The sequence below is a fragment of the Novosphingobium sp. G106 genome, assembly GCF_019075875.1.
GTDB lineage: Bacteria > Pseudomonadota > Alphaproteobacteria > Sphingomonadales > Sphingomonadaceae > Novosphingobium.
In genome coordinates this window covers 357808-374066 of sequence record NZ_JAHOOZ010000001.1, presented here as the reverse complement: position 1 = coordinate 374066, position 16259 = coordinate 357808, and the positions used below count along the sequence as shown (strand labels likewise).

13 protein-coding genes and 1 pseudogene are annotated in these 16259 nt (G+C 61.7%); 13 read left to right on the top strand and 1 reads right to left on the bottom strand.

All coding sequences use genetic code 11. From position 1 onward, the window contains the following. Window positions 1-4: 4 nt before the first annotated feature. From KRR38_RS01675 to KRR38_RS01615, 13 genes and pseudogenes are all read left to right on the top strand, one after another. Window positions 5-409 carry a hypothetical protein gene (locus KRR38_RS01675; RefSeq protein ID WP_217398000.1) on the top strand — a complete coding sequence of 135 codons (405 nt, stop codon included), beginning with the start codon at window positions 5-7 and terminating at the stop codon, window positions 407-409. Window positions 410-699: 290 nt separating this feature from the next. Next, window positions 700-1293, top strand: coding sequence for an RNA polymerase sigma factor (locus KRR38_RS01670; protein ID WP_217397998.1), 594 nt, complete (start codon window positions 700-702; stop codon window positions 1291-1293). Then, window positions 1290-2357: a FecR domain-containing protein gene (locus KRR38_RS01665; RefSeq protein ID WP_256449389.1), complete on the top strand. Its 1068-nt coding sequence runs from the start codon at window positions 1290-1292 to the stop codon at window positions 2355-2357. Before KRR38_RS01670 ends, KRR38_RS01665 begins: the two co-directional genes overlap by 4 nt. 68 nt (window positions 2358-2425) lie before the next feature. After that, the gene (locus KRR38_RS01660; RefSeq protein ID WP_217397996.1) at window positions 2426-5356 is read left to right on the top strand and encodes a TonB-dependent receptor; all 2931 of its coding nucleotides are present in this window, start codon (window positions 2426-2428) and stop codon (window positions 5354-5356) included. After that, complete coding sequence (locus tag KRR38_RS01655; protein WP_217397994.1) at window positions 5350-7326, top strand: Atxe2 family lasso peptide isopeptidase; 1977 nt, start codon at window positions 5350-5352, stop codon at window positions 7324-7326. Before KRR38_RS01660 ends, KRR38_RS01655 begins: the two co-directional genes overlap by 7 nt. Before the next feature lie 228 nt (window positions 7327-7554). After that, window positions 7555-8013 (top strand): annotated as a pseudogene (locus KRR38_RS01650) (MucR family transcriptional regulator); the annotation flags it as partial. 468 nt (window positions 8014-8481) lie between these two features. Next, entirely contained in the window at window positions 8482-9168 is a 687-nt protein-coding gene (gene upp, locus KRR38_RS01645) for a uracil phosphoribosyltransferase (RefSeq protein ID WP_217397990.1), read from the top strand. After that, complete coding sequence (locus tag KRR38_RS01640) at window positions 9165-9905, top strand: hypothetical protein (protein WP_217397988.1); 741 nt, start codon at window positions 9165-9167, stop codon at window positions 9903-9905. The genes upp and KRR38_RS01640 overlap by 4 nt, the downstream gene beginning before the upstream one ends. A 174-nt stretch (window positions 9906-10079) precedes the next feature. Then, the gene (locus KRR38_RS01635; protein ID WP_217397986.1) at window positions 10080-10802 is read left to right on the top strand and encodes a PP2C family serine/threonine-protein phosphatase; all 723 of its coding nucleotides are present in this window, start codon (window positions 10080-10082) and stop codon (window positions 10800-10802) included. Then, the gene (locus KRR38_RS01630) at window positions 10786-12537 is read left to right on the top strand and encodes a protein kinase (protein ID WP_217397984.1); all 1752 of its coding nucleotides are present in this window, start codon (window positions 10786-10788) and stop codon (window positions 12535-12537) included. The genes KRR38_RS01635 and KRR38_RS01630 overlap by 17 nt, the downstream gene beginning before the upstream one ends. Before the next feature lie 68 nt (window positions 12538-12605). Beyond that, window positions 12606-12971, top strand: coding sequence for a hypothetical protein (locus tag KRR38_RS01625; protein WP_217397982.1), 366 nt, complete (start codon window positions 12606-12608; stop codon window positions 12969-12971). Window positions 12972-12999: 28 nt separating this feature from the next. Next, window positions 13000-13431: a type II toxin-antitoxin system VapC family toxin gene (locus tag KRR38_RS01620; protein WP_217397980.1), complete on the top strand. Its 432-nt coding sequence runs from the start codon at window positions 13000-13002 to the stop codon at window positions 13429-13431. Then, the gene (locus KRR38_RS01615) at window positions 13431-14435 is read left to right on the top strand and encodes a CBASS cGAMP-activated phospholipase (RefSeq protein WP_217397978.1); all 1005 of its coding nucleotides are present in this window, start codon (window positions 13431-13433) and stop codon (window positions 14433-14435) included. The genes KRR38_RS01620 and KRR38_RS01615 overlap by 1 nt, the downstream gene beginning before the upstream one ends. A 97-nt stretch (window positions 14436-14532) precedes the next feature. Here the strand turns inward: KRR38_RS01615 and KRR38_RS01610 are convergent, their stop codons facing one another. Continuing rightward, entirely contained in the window at window positions 14533-16257 is a 1725-nt protein-coding gene (locus KRR38_RS01610; protein WP_217397976.1) for an asparagine synthetase B family protein, read from the bottom strand. Window positions 16258-16259: the final 2 nt, after the last annotated feature.

Genomic DNA, 16259 nt, shown 5'->3' with positions numbered 1-16259 from the left:
GCCGATGTCGGGCGATTCTGAAGCGATCCTACCGCGGCGTCTGGCCATCTGCCGCTGGCTGCTCCGCGTTTATCGGCTCCAGGTTACCGTGTTCGGCAAAAATCTGTCAGTCGAAGCCCGAAAGGCGCTCTCACCCAGCGCGTATCAGGAAATCCTGCTCGACCTCTACGAGGCCCGGCTCGAAAACAGACAGGTGTATCAGTCCTGCCTTGCACCGGGCGGGCCGCCGGCTACGGCACATCGCCAGGCAGCCCGGCTTGAAGCGCTTGGCGCCGTATCGCGCTCACCGGACACCAGTGATCACCGGCGCCAGAATGTCATGCTGACCGAGGACATGCAGGCCGTGCTCGACCATTTCATGGACGCGGTGGAAGCCGCCACCCGGGAATTTGCTGCAAGGTCTCGATAAGGGCTGCCGCCGTTCCATCAGCACCCGTCCTATTCCATCATCGGGCCTGATCGCTCGGTTTCACGAGGACTCTTGCGGTGCTCGGAGCCTGCGGTATGATCCGCGGGCAGGTTCGAGACATCCGGTGACGAACCTGTAGGATCATCCTGCCGGGCATCAACACGTCCGACCATGGCGGTCGGTCGGCCGGAACTCCGTGTAGCAGCGTCGTTCATGGCTATCACCCAGTCGATTGACGCTCCGGCGCAGGCCGGAGCGCAGCGTCGCCGGCCGCAGGGCCACGCGGTTTCATGCCTCCCACAAATGCCGAACCCCGGATCCGCGATCCGGAAGACCCTCCGGTGCCGCCCGTCACCGCGAGCGAGATCCAGCTTTCGCCGGCCGGGAACGCGACAGCGCTCGAAGAGGTCTACCGGCTGGAAGCTCCCCGCCTCGCCCGCTACTTTCGCGCTAGACTGCGACAGGGCGACGAGGCGGCCGACCTCGTCCAGGAAGCCTTCGCGAGGCTCGCCGGTTTCATGGCTCGAAAGGCCCTGCCTCGGCCCGGAGCCTACCTGCAACGCATCGCGCGCAATCTGCTCTACGATCGCTCCAAGCGCCTGGAAGTCCGGCTCGCCGCGTTTCACTTGCCCATCGGCGAGGGCACCGAGCCGGCTGTCGATGCCGACCAGTCGCACGGGATCGAAGCCGAGGATGTCATGCGCATCTACCGGCGGACCTTGGCGGAGCTGCCGGAGCGCACCCGCGAAATCTTCCTGCTTCACCGGGTCGAAGAGCTGACCTATCGCGAGATCGGAATGAAGCTCGCGATCTCGGTTCCCACGGTGCAATACCATGTCGCTCGGGCGCTGGCTTACATAGACGCTGCTCTGGAGCGGGGATGACACGGGCCTCAGACTTACCGGCCTCGCGCGGCAGCCTGCGCGATGAAGCGGCCGAATGGTTCGCGGTCATGCGCGGCCCGGATGCGGAAGCACGACGCGCCGATTTCGAGGCGTGGCTCGACGAAGGCGCACTCCACCGCGAGGCCTATAATCGGATCGCCGAGACATTCAGCCTGGGTAAGGCGTTGAAGAACGCGGACTTCTCTGCCCACAACCCCGCGCGCGCGCCGGCAGTTCCGAAAGGAACTATCGGTCGGATGGCCTTGATAGCCGCCCTGCTCGCGTTCGCTGCCGTAGGGGCAGTCATGATTTGGGCTGTTTTGACGCCGAACCAGGCGTTCCGACCTGGCTCTACGCTCGCGCAGGGAAATGGCGAGGTCCCGCAGCAACGTCTGGCCACCCGGTTCGGGGAGATCCGGCAATTCCGACTGGCCGATGGATCGATTGCCACACTCGACACGGACAGCCTTCTGCTCGCCTCGTTCAGCATCGAAAGGCGCGATCTTACGTTGGTTCGAGGCCGGGCGCGATTTGCAGTGGCGCATGAAACCCGTCCGTTCCTCGTCGCAGCTGGCGGCGGCTCGGTGAAAGCTGTCGGGACCGTGTTCGACGTCGGACTGACGGTAGGGGGACGCGTGGATGTCAGACTCCTCAAAGGCGCCATCGAGGTCGCTGTAGAATCACGGACAAATCGCGGTGAGCCAGTTCGTCGGCTGGTCACGGGGCAAGCCCTAAGTTTCGGCGGATCGGCGCAGCCGCGCATCTCGATTCTGGGCAAGACCGGGGACGCGAACTGGCCGGCCGGCCTTCGGGATTTCGATGGGGTGCGCGTTGCCGACGTCATCGCTGACGCCAACCGCTACGCAAGCGTACCCCTGAGAGTGGCAACGCCTGACATCGCGAATGCTCGAATTTCGGGCACTTTCCGAGTGGACGAAAGCGTCACGCTCGCGGCGAACATCGCCGATGTTCTGGGCCTTGCGCAAGTCACCGACGCCGACGGCATCGCGCTGGTACGAACATGTCCGCCGAGCACGGAGAAAAATTGCAGGCCACCCTCATAAATTGAGTGCTCGCCTCGTTGAAGCCCCACCGCGCCAGTTCGTGGCGCGCGCAAAAGATGGGGGCGACAATGAAAAAAGTCGGGGTTCAGGGACTTCTGGCGGCGGCTGCCTGCCTGGCAATCGGTGTGGCTTCAACGGCAACCGCGGCGCCCGAACGACAGCGGGAATATCATCTCGAGGAGCAGGATCTTGGAACTGCGCTGCGCTCGCTGGGCCAGGCTTCAGGAGGCCAGATCATTTTCCCGGCGGACGCAGTGGAGGGAAAGCGATCGCCTCGGCTGGATGGCGCCTATACTTTGAAGGAGGCTGTCGACCTCCTCTTGCGCGGGACCGGCCTCGTTGCCCTCGACCGCAAAGGATTGATCCTGATCCGGGGGCGAGGTTCGTCGGCCGAAATAGACGCTTCGGCCGAGCGAGATGAGATCGTCGTTACCGGATCGCAGATCCGCGGGACCGGCCCCGTCGGTTCGAGCGTGACGCAGATCACCCGTTCGGACCTCGACAAGTCAGGCTACGTGACGGTGCAACAGGTGCTGCAGAAGCTGCCGCAGAATTACGGCGGCGGCGTCAGCGACACGACCTTCGGCATCAGCAACTTCAACGGGGCTTCGAACGGGACCTGGGGCGGCGCGAGCGTCAACCTGCGCGGTCTCGGCGTCAGCTCGACGCTGGTCCTAGTAAACAGTCACCGGCAGCCGGCAGGGGCCTACGGCTCGTTCACCGACATATCCCTGATCCCGACGACGGCCATCGACCATATCGAGGTCCTCGCCGATGGCGCCTCCGCCATCTACGGGTCGGATGCCGTTGCGGGCGTCGTGAACATCGCGCTCAGAAACAAGTTTGAGGGTGCTGAGACGCGCGCGCGCTACGGCACTGCGGACGGCGACTACAGCGAGATCCAGGCGAGCCAGATCTTCGGGCGCGCCTGGGAGACGGGCAATTTCGTCGTCGCCTACGAATACTATCACCGCGGCAACCTGCTTACCGACAAGCGCGCTTTTGCGCGTGAAGATCTGAGGCCATTCGGCGGCGGCGACTATCGGTCCGGCTATGCCAACCCGGGCACGATCGTCGCGGGTGGACGACTGTTCGCCATTCCCGCGGGACAGGACGGCACACACCTGTCACCAAGCGATCTGATTGCCGGGCAATCGAACAAGCGCGACAGCCGCGAGGGCGCCGACCTGCTGCCCCGGCAGTCTCGCCACTCCGCCTATGCCTCGCTGGAGCAAGAGGTTGCGGCAGGCTTTACCCTGTTCGGCAACGCGCTTTACGCGAGCCGCAAGTTCCATCGGCTCTACAGCCAGGCCGATACCCAGACGGCCATCACGGTGCCCACGACGAACCCCTTCTACGTCGATCCTGTCGGCACGGCCCGTCCAGTCAGCCTGCGCTACAGCTTCGTCAAGGATCTCGGACAGCCGCTGCGCGTCGGCACGGTCAAGGTGTTTTCCGCAGCAGGCGGAGGCCGACTCGAACTCGGACCTTGGCAGGCCGAGTTCACGGGGATCTACGGTCTGGAGCGAGACAGCCAGGCGACTCTCAATGTCCGCAATAGCGCGCGGCTGGCCCAGGTTCTGGCCGATCCCAACCCTGCGAGCGCCTTCAATCCCTTGGGCGATGGATCGCACACGAACCCGGCGACGATCGACCGCATCCGCGGCTCTTACGCATACCGGACCCGCAACGAATACTGGTCCGCGAGCGCCAAGGCCGATGGTCCGCTCTTTGCGCTTCCCGGCGGCGACGTGAAACTCGCTTTCGGGACCGAGTACCGTGAGGAGAAAATGACATCGACCGAGACGCTCGATACGGCGACGCTCGCGCCGGCCAGCTCGGTGCGAACCGATTTTCCCGGCGGCCGCAACGTTCTTGCCAGCTACGGCGAACTCTACATTCCGCTGTTTTCGCACGAGAACGCTCGGGGCGGACTGCACAAGCTCGCGCTCTCGCTCGCCGGCCGGATCGAGCGCTACAGCGACTTCGGGACAACGACCAATCCGCGCGTGGGCGTGACCTGGGAACCGATCGATGGCGTCCGCCTGCGCGGTACCTACGGTAAATCCTTCAGGGCCCCGCTTCCCTCGGAGGTCGCGCAGGGCCCGATCTACAACGGCTATCTCGCCTATCAATTGCCCGACAGCGGCAAGCCTGTCGGATTTTCGAACGTGCTGCTGGTTCTGGGCAACGATCCGAACATGGGGCCCGAACGGGCGACGACTTGGACCGCGAGCCTCGACCTTGAGCCCAAGTTCCTACCCGGCCTTGGCCTTACGCTGACCTACTACAGCGTCAGCTACAAGGACCGCATCGCCGACGTAACAGCCGACGCGTTCAATTTCCTGGAGAAGCGGGCGATCTATGCGCCCATCATCAACGAGCAGCCGACCGCTGCCCAAATCGCGGACCTCTTCACGAGGCCCGAGTTCTCGAACCCGTTCGGCCTCGCGGAAACGGACATCACGGCAATCATCAATGCGCAGCGCCAGAACCTATCGTCGGTCAAGCAGTCTGGCCTCGATTTCGACCTGCACTACGATTTCCAGCTGGGCGGCGGAGCGGCCCAGGCAGGCGTCGATGGCAGCTATATCTTTCGGATCGACCAAGCCGTCACATCGGCCAGCAGTCCGCAAAACATCGTGAACGCGGTGGGAAGTCCGATCGACCTGCGCCTGCGAGGACGGCTTGCCTGGAGCCGCGATGGCTTTGGCTTTGCCGCGTTCGTGAACTACACGGGCAACTACCGGAATACCTTGCTCGCAGCCGAGCCGAAGATCTCTTCGTGGACGACCGTCGACTTGCAGCTTAGTTACGAGCTTCCCCAGAAACAGGGCTTGCTCGGCGGCCTCACCCTATCGCTCGGCGCCACCAATCTGTTCGACCGCGACCCGCCCTATGTCGAATACTATAATGGCGACACGGCCATCGGGTACGACCCGGAAAATGCCGATCCACTGGGGCGGGTCATCTCGCTGCAGGTGACGAAGCGATGGTAAGGCTGACGGGGGCCGCCCTCGTGGCGCTTGTCCTCGCTCCGTCGCCCGCGCTTGCCGGACCCACCTCGCGGCAGCTCGTCGAGCTTGTCGACATATCGGGTCTCGCGGCATCGCCGGACGGGAAATGGCTGGCGTTCCGCGAAGAGCACCCCTCGATCGAGGGGAACGCGATCGCGACCACCTGGCTCGTCGCGCGTCTGTCCGGGGGGCAGCCCGCGCGCGTGGCGAGCGGCGGCGAGGCAATATTCGACGGGGAGACTTTCGCGCTCGAGTCTCCCCAGTGGTCGAGGGATTCGCGCTGGATCTATTATCGCGCCCTCGTTGGCGGCCAAGTTCAGGTCTGGCGCGCGACGGCGGCGGGTAGTCAAGCCGAGCAAGTGACGCATGACGAGGCCGACGTGATCGCCTTTCAGGTCCGGGACGATGGCTCCCTCATCTACCGGGTGGGGGCCACTCGCCAAGCGATCATCGATGCCGAGCAGCGCGAATATGACCAAGGCATCCGCTTCGACAAGTCGATCGAACCGGGGCAAGCGATCTTTCGCGGCGCCCTGATCAATGGACGCCGCGCGACGCAGAGACTGTCCGGCGAATGGTTCGACCGGCGTGGGTTGCTGGGCGGCACACCCCATCGGTACCGCATAGCAATCGCTGGCTCGCCCGCCGCGCGAGACGCCCGCCCCGCAGAGCTCGCGGCGTGGAGCCAGGATGCACCCTCAAAATACGGTGAGGCGGCACAACGGCCCAATCGCGATGGAAGCCTTGTCGCCGAATTGACGATGCATGGCCCGAAGAGTGGCCTTCGGGTTCGATCGGTGGCCGATCGAATCGAGTACCCCTGTCCAATCGCGCTCTGCGGCAAGGGCCGCGTGAGCGGCGTGACCTGGCTTCGAGACGAAAAGACGCTGCTTGTCACGATCACGGACATCTACAAGGCGCAATCGCTGTTCCGCTGGAACATCCGAAATGGCGCCTCCGACCTTCTCGCCAGCGACGACGGCCTGATGGGGAGCAGCCGCAGCATCGCTTCGAACTGCGCTGTCGCGCGTACCGTGGTCGCGTGCGTGATCGCAGGTCCCGCACGCCCGCCGCGTATTGATGCTATCAATCTTGGGACCCGAGCGCGCCGCATCGTCGCCGAGCCCAACGCGGACTTGCCTTCTATCGCCGCAAAACCGATCGAATGGCGCACAGCAGATGGACAGATGTTCACCGGCCAATTCGTCGCGCCGACAGGCAAAACCGGTTCTCCGCCGCCCTTGTTCATCACCTACTATCAGTGCCGCGGCTTTTTGCGTGGTGGGACCGGCGACGAATGGCCGCTCGCTGCGCTAGTTGATGCCGGGATCGCGGTGCTGTGCATCAACGCGGTCACCCAGGAGGATCTCGGCAGGAAGGCCGATGCCGTCGCTGACTACCGTCTTGCCTTGGAGGGAATCAGCAGCATAGCCCAAGACTTGAGCCGGCGCGGCGCAATCGACCCCGCACGGATCGGCATGGGAGGGCTTAGCTTCGGCGGGGAAGTAACCGCATGGGTCGCGATGCATTCAAATCTCTTGCGAGCAGTTTCGCTCTCATCCGTCCTTTTCGAGCCTACCTACTATTGGTTCAACGGGGCGCCAGGACGCGATGCTCATGCGAAACTGCGCGAATGGTGGGGGCTTGGCGCACCCAACGAAACACCCGCGCGATGGAAAGAAGTGTCGCCAGCAATGAATACGGACCGCATCAGGGCGGCGGTCCTCATGCAGTTGCCTGAGCAGGAGTATCGGTACAATCTCGAGCTGATCGCCAAACTGTCCGAGGCGAAGACACCCACCGAGGTTTACGTCTTTCCCGACGAACCTCACGCGAAGGTTCAGCCACGCCACAAACTCGCAGTCTATGAGCGCAATCTCGCATGGTTCGAGCGGTGGTTGCTGCCGTACGCGACGCCCGAGACTGGCGCGAGTTATTACTCCTCGCCGTGATCGTCGGCCTCAGGAAGAAATCGCTCTTCGGCCAGAAGTGTTTGGTAACGCATGAAAACGGCTAGAAGTTTTTGCGCTTGAACGCGAGGGCGCCCCATCGGGCACTCCGCCAATTCACATAGCAACGACCAATTTACGTCGGGAGTGGGCTCATCGCTAAAGGGCTATGCATTGACGTTAATACATTGGCCAGTAATGGCGGAACTTCAATAGAGAGGAATTCCCAACATGGCCGACGAAACCACCGATTCCAGCCTTCTCGAACTGGCGACTGAACTCACGATGGCATGGCTCTCCAATCCCAACACGAGAGCTTCGGCCGAGGAAGTCCCGGCATTCCTCCAGTCGATGCATGGAGCTGTTACAAGTCTGGGTACGGGATCCACTTCGACTGAAGAGGCAGCACCTGCCGCTGGATTTGTCCCGGCCATTTCGGTGCGGCGTTCGCTGGCTTCCAAGGATCACATTATCTCGATGATCGACGGTAAGCCCTATAAGACGTTGAAGCGCCATCTTTCTGGTCATGGTCTTACGCCGGCTGACTATCGTGCGCGCTATGGCCTGAAGTCCGACTATCCGATGGTGGCCGAGAGCTATGCCGAAATGCGGCGCGGCCTCGCCAAGAAGATCGGTCTCGGCCGCAAGCCGGGGACCAAAGTCTCTGCGGTCAAAGCCGCAACAAAGATCGATGAAGTGATGTCCTCAGCAAAGCCTGCAGCGACCAAAACCGTGGAGAAGCCTGCAGCGGTGAAGTCGGCGACCAAGCCTGATACCAAGGCCGCCAAACCCAAAGCGCAGCGCCGTGCGAGAAATGCCGCTCCCGAATCCGCGCCTCAGTCCTAATTCAAAGATCGAGGCAGCAGCGGCGGCGCAGACCTGCGCCGCCGCTCGCAGGTGCCATTGGCCGACTGCGCGGCGTCACGTGCCGCATCAATAGGAGAGCGTCCATCCTGTCGGCAGTGCTTCATTGGTAATCGAAATCGACGAGGACTGGCCCGCCTGCCTGTTCGGCACTTACACCTCCGACTGGCATTGCAGCTTGCCGCTCAGCAAGGCCAACTGGTCGCTTAAAACGCGCGCCGTAACAACGTTTTTATCTTTTCGTTGTTATCGACCCGAAGCGCTTTTATAGTCCTGACAGATAGGGGCATCATCATGGCTGGCCGCCTAAGGCTGATCGATCACAATCTGGCGCTGCACAAGCTGTCGCACATGCGGGACCGTGAATGTGCACCAAACCGATTTCGGCGGCTAATGCGGCAGGCTAGCCTGATCCTGTGCAGCGAAATGACACGAGACCTTGACCTTGCAGCCAAGGAAATCGTGACCGCCAACGGCGTCCGCACGACGGGGTATGTTCGTGACCAGTCAGACCTGGTCATCATGCCCGTGTTGCGTGCGGGCCTCGTGATGGGTGAAGCCTTTTCCGAACTGTTACCAATGGCACGAACCGGCCATATTGGCATCTACCGGACATCCAACAACGAACACCATTGCTACATGCTCTCGATTCCGCGCACCTCAAGCGGCACTAAATTTCTCATCGTCGATCCGGTCATTTCTCAGGGGGAAACCGCAGCGCTTGCCGTACGGTCATTGGTCCGAAAGGGCTTCAAGGGCGAAAACGTCCGCGTCGGCTGCCTGATCGTATCGGAGCCGGGCAGGGAGAACTTCTACGGCAATCCTCAAAACAAGGGGATCACCGACGACGTCGACATCTTCGCCATAGCGGAGGATCCCCAACTCGACGACAACCTCTATGTCCTACCCGGCCTTGGCAACGCCAGTGAGAGGATGTTCAGAACGAATGAGTCCCGCAGCGAGCAAGAGGAGTTCGAATGAGCGAAGAAGGGGATCTCCATGAGCCCGTTATCCTGCACGACTACGAATTTGTGGCGGATTTGGGCCTGCGAAACGATGCCGATGGAAATCGGCAGGATGCAATGGTCATCCACAACGAAGAGAAGAATCTTGCCCTAGCCTACACGTTCCAGGCCAAAGTCAGCACGGCGACGACGACGAAACAGGTGGGGGAAGTCGCCGCCCAGCCCAGCACGGCAGCCGGTAGGTCGTTGATGGCCAGACGCGCGGCCGAACCTCCGCTTCCCTTTGTTGATTATCGATACCAGGATCAGTTCGCGCAGGGCGTTGATGACGCTGTCGTCATTTTGATGACCGAGCATGAGATTGCCGAGGCCTTTGTCCCAGATTTCAAGGCTGCCGTCACCGAGTGCGCGGAGAGTTTCAAGCTCGCGACAAGCAGGACTATGCTGCCCGACCAGCCTGAGCGCGACTATACTCCGGGCGAAGGCATTCTCAATTATCTCCGGGCGCCCGAAGGCTTTGGCCCGTGGGTTGCGGCCGGGCGCGGCGTGCTTACACGGCCTCTGATTCGCGAGAAAGCGCCCAAGGCCTATACGGCGCTCGCCAATTGGCTGCGCAGCAACGAGTTGCCGAATGACCTACCCATTCCGACCAAGTCCGAGGCGCTGGACGCCCAACTTGCGAGCCCGATCAGTGTGCGCGAAGCCCGCCGCATAGCGCGCCGCGGCGACAGGGCATCGCTCCGACCAAGTTGAATAAATAGTGGTGATTATTTTTGTCACGACATATTGTTCATTTTGGGAAGCTAGGCTACAGGTGCCTAAGGCCACCTGTTGAGGATAGTTAGACGAGGAAGGTAGACGCCTCGTACCATCTTTCCAGTGAGTATCGGCCGCTATTGTTCGCGACCTCACTCTTGGAGGGTGGTTATGGGGATTTCGGCAGCCTTCTCCCAATGCGGTCCCGTCCGGCACCTCAACGCGGACGCGCTGCTAGCCGACGACGCCCACCACTTCTACGCGATTGCCGATGGCATCGGCTCAAGGCCAACGAGCGCCGAGGCGAGCCGATTGGCCGTGATCGAAGCGCACCAAGCTTTTCTGGACTTGCGTTCCGAATTTCCCGCATGCGGTGTCGCCGCGCTGATTGATCGTGCAGCGAGGCGTTTCCGTGAGCATTTCGCCAGCGAGGCCAGGGTTCCCGGAACTACGCTGACGGTGATGATCATCGCGGAGAATGCGCTTCATTACGCGAGCGTTGGGGATTCTCCTGTCTTCCTGTTGCGTGACGGTGTTGCGTCCCTTCTCACCAAGCATCACACTGCGGTCGATCAGAACCAGGTTATCAACGACTTCACCGCGCTCAAGTCGCAGAGCGGTTCGAACGTCCTCGTCAACACTGTCGGGCGGTTCCCGCCGCGGCCAATATCTTACCCTCCCCTCCCCATCGTCGATCGCTGCCGAGCGCTATTGTGCACCGACGGCCTGTTCGAGATCGTCACCCAGGCCGAGCTGGGCGCAATCGATCGGCCGGCTGGTGAGATGGCCGCTGTGCTCCAGGCCCGCGGCCAGCGGTGTCGCGTGCCTGACAATTACTCTGTGATCATCGTCGATCTCGAGCCGGAGGAGGACGGCCATGCCGAGCGTTTTTGAGAAGGGTGACATCCTGTCCGACCGCATCCGCCTGATCGAACTTTTCGACAGCGGTGGTCAAGCCGAGATCTGGCGCGTCGAGGATATGGACTTTCCCAATCACTCCAATCTCGCGCTGAAGCTTCGCTACATCCCTTGGGAGGATCGATCGGATCGGGAATTTCGGACGCGCGATGCCCGGCTCGAATATGAGGTCGACCTGCTCGGAAGTTCTAACAGCATCCACATCGTACAGCCCCATTTCAAGATCGAGGGCAAGGCCGAATTCCGTGGCGAGCGCTACGCGCATTTTGGCCTGGTGATGGATTTCGCTCCGGAAGGCAGCCTTGAGAAGTTTTTCGGATCCGCGGAGTTCAGCTCCTACTTGCCGCTGGAGCGGGTGCGCTTGCTCGAGCAGATGGCGCTCGGAGTCCAGGCGATGCAGCACTTTAAAATCTACCACAATGACATCAAACCGAAGAACATTCTGATCTTCCGCGAAGGGAACGGTATTCATCCGCGCTTCGCGGATTTCGGATATGCCTTCCGTAAGACCGAGCCGCCTGTCTATGGCGGGACGGGTATCTATATGGCGCCCGAGCTCGTGCTCAAGGAAGCGGATCCATCGTTCAAGACTGACGTCTTTTCGCTTGGACTCGTCTTCTACGAAACGATGATGGGATTTCATCCGCTTATCGAGATCGTGAAGAATCGCGATCCGATCAAGGCGTTGCAGGGATATTATTCCACCGACAACTACATCGATTTCAGCGATGCACACCGCAAGTCTGGTAAGGATTTGGTCGAGCTCATCGAGCGCATGTGCGCGCGTGACCCCAAGATGCGGCCTGAAATCTCTGAGGTGATCGAGCAGCTGAGGAAGATCATCCAGTCCGATCCCTACTGGAATACGCCTAATCTAGGACTTCACTTTCCCGATCTCATCGACCGCTATCGTTGGGTGGACTCGCTGCATCACCTGTTCGGCGAACAAGAGGTACTTGTTTTCCTTCGGGGCGGGAACCGAGAAGCCGACGCAAAGGCCCTTGCCGAATGGCTCAAAGCTGAAAAGCTGTTCGGCTTCACTATCATGCGGCTGCTCGGCGAATATAACGATCTGCTGAGGGTGTGGCGCCGGCCCTCGGATAGGGGCGTCCTCGACGGGCTGCTCAAGCGATTCGAAGCTGAGCGTGGGCCCTATCTCCTCCTCGAGCCGAAACTCCATTGGCCGCTGTCACCCCCTTCTGATCGGCTGGGTCTCAAGCAGCAGTCGGACGGGCTCGCTTTGCTGGATGACGTGGCGGCGGGAAGGAGTATGATGCGCCGCCGTGGGTCGATTATCGCCGGCGAAACCAAATCCCACCGCGAAAAGGACAAGACCAACAAGGCCATCCGCGCGATTTGCCGCGCTGTCGCCACCACCCCGCTCACCAGCGACCTCGCCGAGGTGATCGGGGAGAAGATCCATAGCCAGCTGTCGAAGATGCGGGTCTTCAGCGAGGTTGAGGTCTTCGTCGATCCCGGCAGTCGCGGCATCATGGCCGAGTTTGTCATCATCCTTGAGTCGCAGCAGTTTCACCGCTTCCCAGACGTGCTCGACGTGCTCGAGAAGACCCTAAAGACGCTCAGTGCCGCTCCGCCTTCGCGTACCGTGACGCATTTCGAAATGGACAAGACCGCCGCATTTGAATCCTATGACGGCCGCCTCATCTATGAGTTGTTCAAATTCAGCCGGGCGCGGCTGAACGAGCAATAAGCAAGGTGGCCACCAATCTTGCAAATTGGTGGCCACCTTGTTATACCGGTTTCATCAAGGAGGTCCTTATGAACGCCGATTACATGGCTGCCTTCCGATCGCTGCCGGTGGGCAATCGAAGCAAGCTCGAAGCGGCGCTGCTCGAGGTATTGTCTAGCCTGTCCAATTCCGCCCCACAACCCGTGAAGACGGTCAGAGACAAGTTCAGCGCCTATAACAACGCGGCCAAGCAAGGACATGCCCAACTCGTCCGGAGTGATCCGGGCGAGGAAACCGTCCTGCTGTCGATCAAGGATCTCGCCACCATGCTCCAGAGCGCCGCATCCGCGGTATCGCTGGACGATGCCCTGCAAGCTTCAGGTTTTCGCGCAGTTCCGGGGCGTTTGGAGGTAAGCGAAAGTCACCCGCGCGATACGTTGGTCGAAATCCGTTGACCCAGGTCCGCTCCGCTAGGCCGCGCCGGTGATCTACTTGCTGTCGACCCAGGCTCTGTTGGATATTCTTACCGATGAGCCCGCGATAGCCACGTGGCGTAGGCAGACGCCGGTCAACACAGTCGAAATCAGCGCCATTTCGGTGGGTGAAGCGCTTAAGACAATCGAAGAGGTGACTAACGCCGCGCGACGCCGGGCCTTGCGAAGTGCGCTCGATATCTTCGTGGCAATCGCCGCCGGATATCAGGGGATTGCTCCTTTCGACGAAAACGCCGCGCGCATCTGGGCCGATCTGGAAGCGACCCCGAACCTGATGGGGCGTTCGCCGAGCGGCCGGGAAGCCGAGCTCAGCTCAGCCGCTCGGATGATCGTCGCCACCTGTCTGGCTCGGGGGGGCACCTTGGTTGAGGCAACCCAACCTTATCATACCGAGGTGAAGCTCAGCGTGGTTTCGCCCTGATGTCGGCACCTGAGCTACGGCCAAACGACGAGCCCCCTACGCTGGCTCCGCGTCCCTATCAGATACTCGCGCTCACCGGCGGTGGCTACCGTGGCCTTTACAGTGCCGCGATCCTCGTGGCGCTCGAGGAAGAGGCGGGACGGCCGCTCCACCAGGTCTTTGACATGATCGCCGGTACGTCGATCGGCGGCATCCTCGGGATCGGACTGTCATGCGGCGTGTCCGCTTGTGATCTGTTCGACGCCTTTCTCGACAATGGTGACGCGATCTTCCCTACCTATTATCGGATCAAGGGAAAGCGCGTGTTCCCGCGCATCCGGCTCGGAGCCTTCGGTGCCCGTTACAGTTCCAAGGGACTGGCGACCACGATTGATGCAGTGCTCGCCAAGTCGGACAAGAAGGTCTTGGGCGATGCTTTAGCTACCTTGCTCATACCGTCGATCGAGGTGCTCTCTGACAGCCATGTGCTGTTTGAACATGGCGTGGGCGACCAGACCGTGCTGCTGCGCGATATCGCGCTCGCGACTTCGGCCGCACCGACTTATTTTCCGGAGCATGCCATCGGCGACCGGCTGTTCATCGACGGCGGGCTTGTGGCCAATGCGCCGGATATCGTGGCGATGACGCGGGCGCTCGCGCGAGGGCACGCCTTGGAGAATATCCGGATCGTTAGTCTCGGGACGGCAGGGGCCGTTGGAGGGCATGCGGCCCGCAAGACACGGTCCCCTGGCTTCCTGCTCGACGGTGCACGCCTCTTTGCGCTGACCCTACAATCTCAGCAGAAACTGTCGCTCGATCTGGCGCAGCAGGCGCTGGGAAAACGCCATATTAGGCTCGACAAGGCTCCCTCGGCCGAAGAAGCCAAGGCAGCTGGGCTCGACAAGGTCACGCCCGCAGCCGCCTCCACCCTTCAGAATCTTGCCCGCGAGACGATCGGAAAGGCCCGGACCCAGCATGCGGCGCAATTCCGGGACATCCTCAATCGGTCTAGCGCGCGGCTCTAATTCCATCTCGATAAAAACGCGCTCACTCACCCTCGCCCGCCCTAAAGTGTGCGTTCGGAATCCCAACTTGGTGCCGGCCAGAATCCGCGCAAGCGCCTTAGGTCCATGTTCGACACCAGTTCTCATATCCGGCGAGCTCAATAAGCCGATAGTACTGCTTGTCTGTGAGCACGGGTCGCGCGGAAAGGTACAGATCGACCGCTCGCGCATCGAGCAGTCCCTGCCCGGCAAGATAGCCGCCCAGAAGGTGATCTCTGAGGATCTGGCGGTTGGCATTGAACAGCTGGGCGAACATGCCGTCCAGCGCGCCCTTCTGTCGCCGAGCGAGAAGCGCATCCGGGACAAAACCATCGAACGCGCGCCTCGCATAGGCCCGGTCGCGTCCACTGCGGATCCATTCCCAACTTGGCACGGCGAGACAATGTTCTACTATCGGTTGCGACAGCAGCGGGAATTTGAGGCGGCTGCCTCGCCCACGCGGATAACCGTCGAGGCATGGCAGGATGCCGATCAGCGATCGCACGTGCCGGACAACGCCGGGTCGGCTCAGATCGGCATTCGAGAACCAGGGATGTTCGATGCCGCGCGCTTCGCAAAGGGCTGGCGCCAGGAAGTCGGTTTCGCGCTCCCAGCGCGGGGCCTCGTCTCGCCACCAGGAGCGGTAGATCGAGCGCCAGACCACATCACTCGGTGCGACATTGGTAATTGCGGCGACGTCCCGGATGGCCTGCCAGGTCGCAGCCAGCGATCTACGGTTTCGCCAGAGATCGACGATTGGGACCACTGAATAGGTGGCAAAGAAGACGTTGTCGCCGCCGCCGCCGCTGATGAAAGAATCGCAGCCGAGGTCGGCCGCAACGGCCGTCGAGAGACGGTCCATGTGCTGCGCGAGGATATGCGGTCCCGGCTGAACTGTCCGGATCGCGGGCGGCTGGGTCACATTCACGTCCTCCACCCGCATGGACAGTTCGGCGAGACACGCGCCGGCGTGTCCGGCCGCGATCCGGGCGAAGTCGCGCTCGTCCCCGTCCGCCGCCGAGCTAACGAGTGTCACTGACTCGAATGCGATGCCCACCTCGCTCAGACTGTGCGCCAGGATGGACGAGTCGAACCCGCCGGAAAGCTCGAGCAGCGGATGGGTCCCGCGCGCCGTTTTCGCAACGCAGTCCAAGATGATGCGCCGCAAGCTGTCGGGCCGGTCGGCCCATTCTCCCGCACTTTGGGAAGGCACGAATTGCCAGGGATCCCACCAGAGCCTGGTCGACGCGCTGAATGGCCCGTAACTGTCGATCGTCCCCGGCAGCACCTGTTCGATCCCGGAAAGACAAGTGCGCCTGCGCGGGAAGGTCGAGCGCAAGAGAAAGGCGGATAGCTCGCTCAGATCGATGCCCGGTGCGGCCCCGACCAGCGCGAGGCCAAGGTCGAGCGAAGAGGTGTAAAGCCGCAAGTTTGGCGCTGGATCCCAAGCGAAGACGCGCATCGTACCGAAGAGCGAGGGCGCAACTTCCACCCGGGGCTCGGGCCATATGCTGACCGCAATGCAGGTGAAGTCGCCCCATAGTCCTTCGAGGAGCGCCTGGATTCCGTTTGAACGCGACCGGCCGCGCAGCTCCTTCTCGAATGCCTCGCCGAACAGGAAGGCCTGCGCCTCGCCGCAGGTCACTCGCGAAAAAACACTCTCGGGCTCGACCAGCAGGATGCCGACGGCATTTCGGGCGATCTCGATCATTCCCTTGGCGCGCGCCAGGGCAGCGAGGCGGCTGCGAGAGGATGCGGCCTCCTCCGAAGGTCCGGTCGATGCGAGTAAGGCGAAGTGGCTCACGC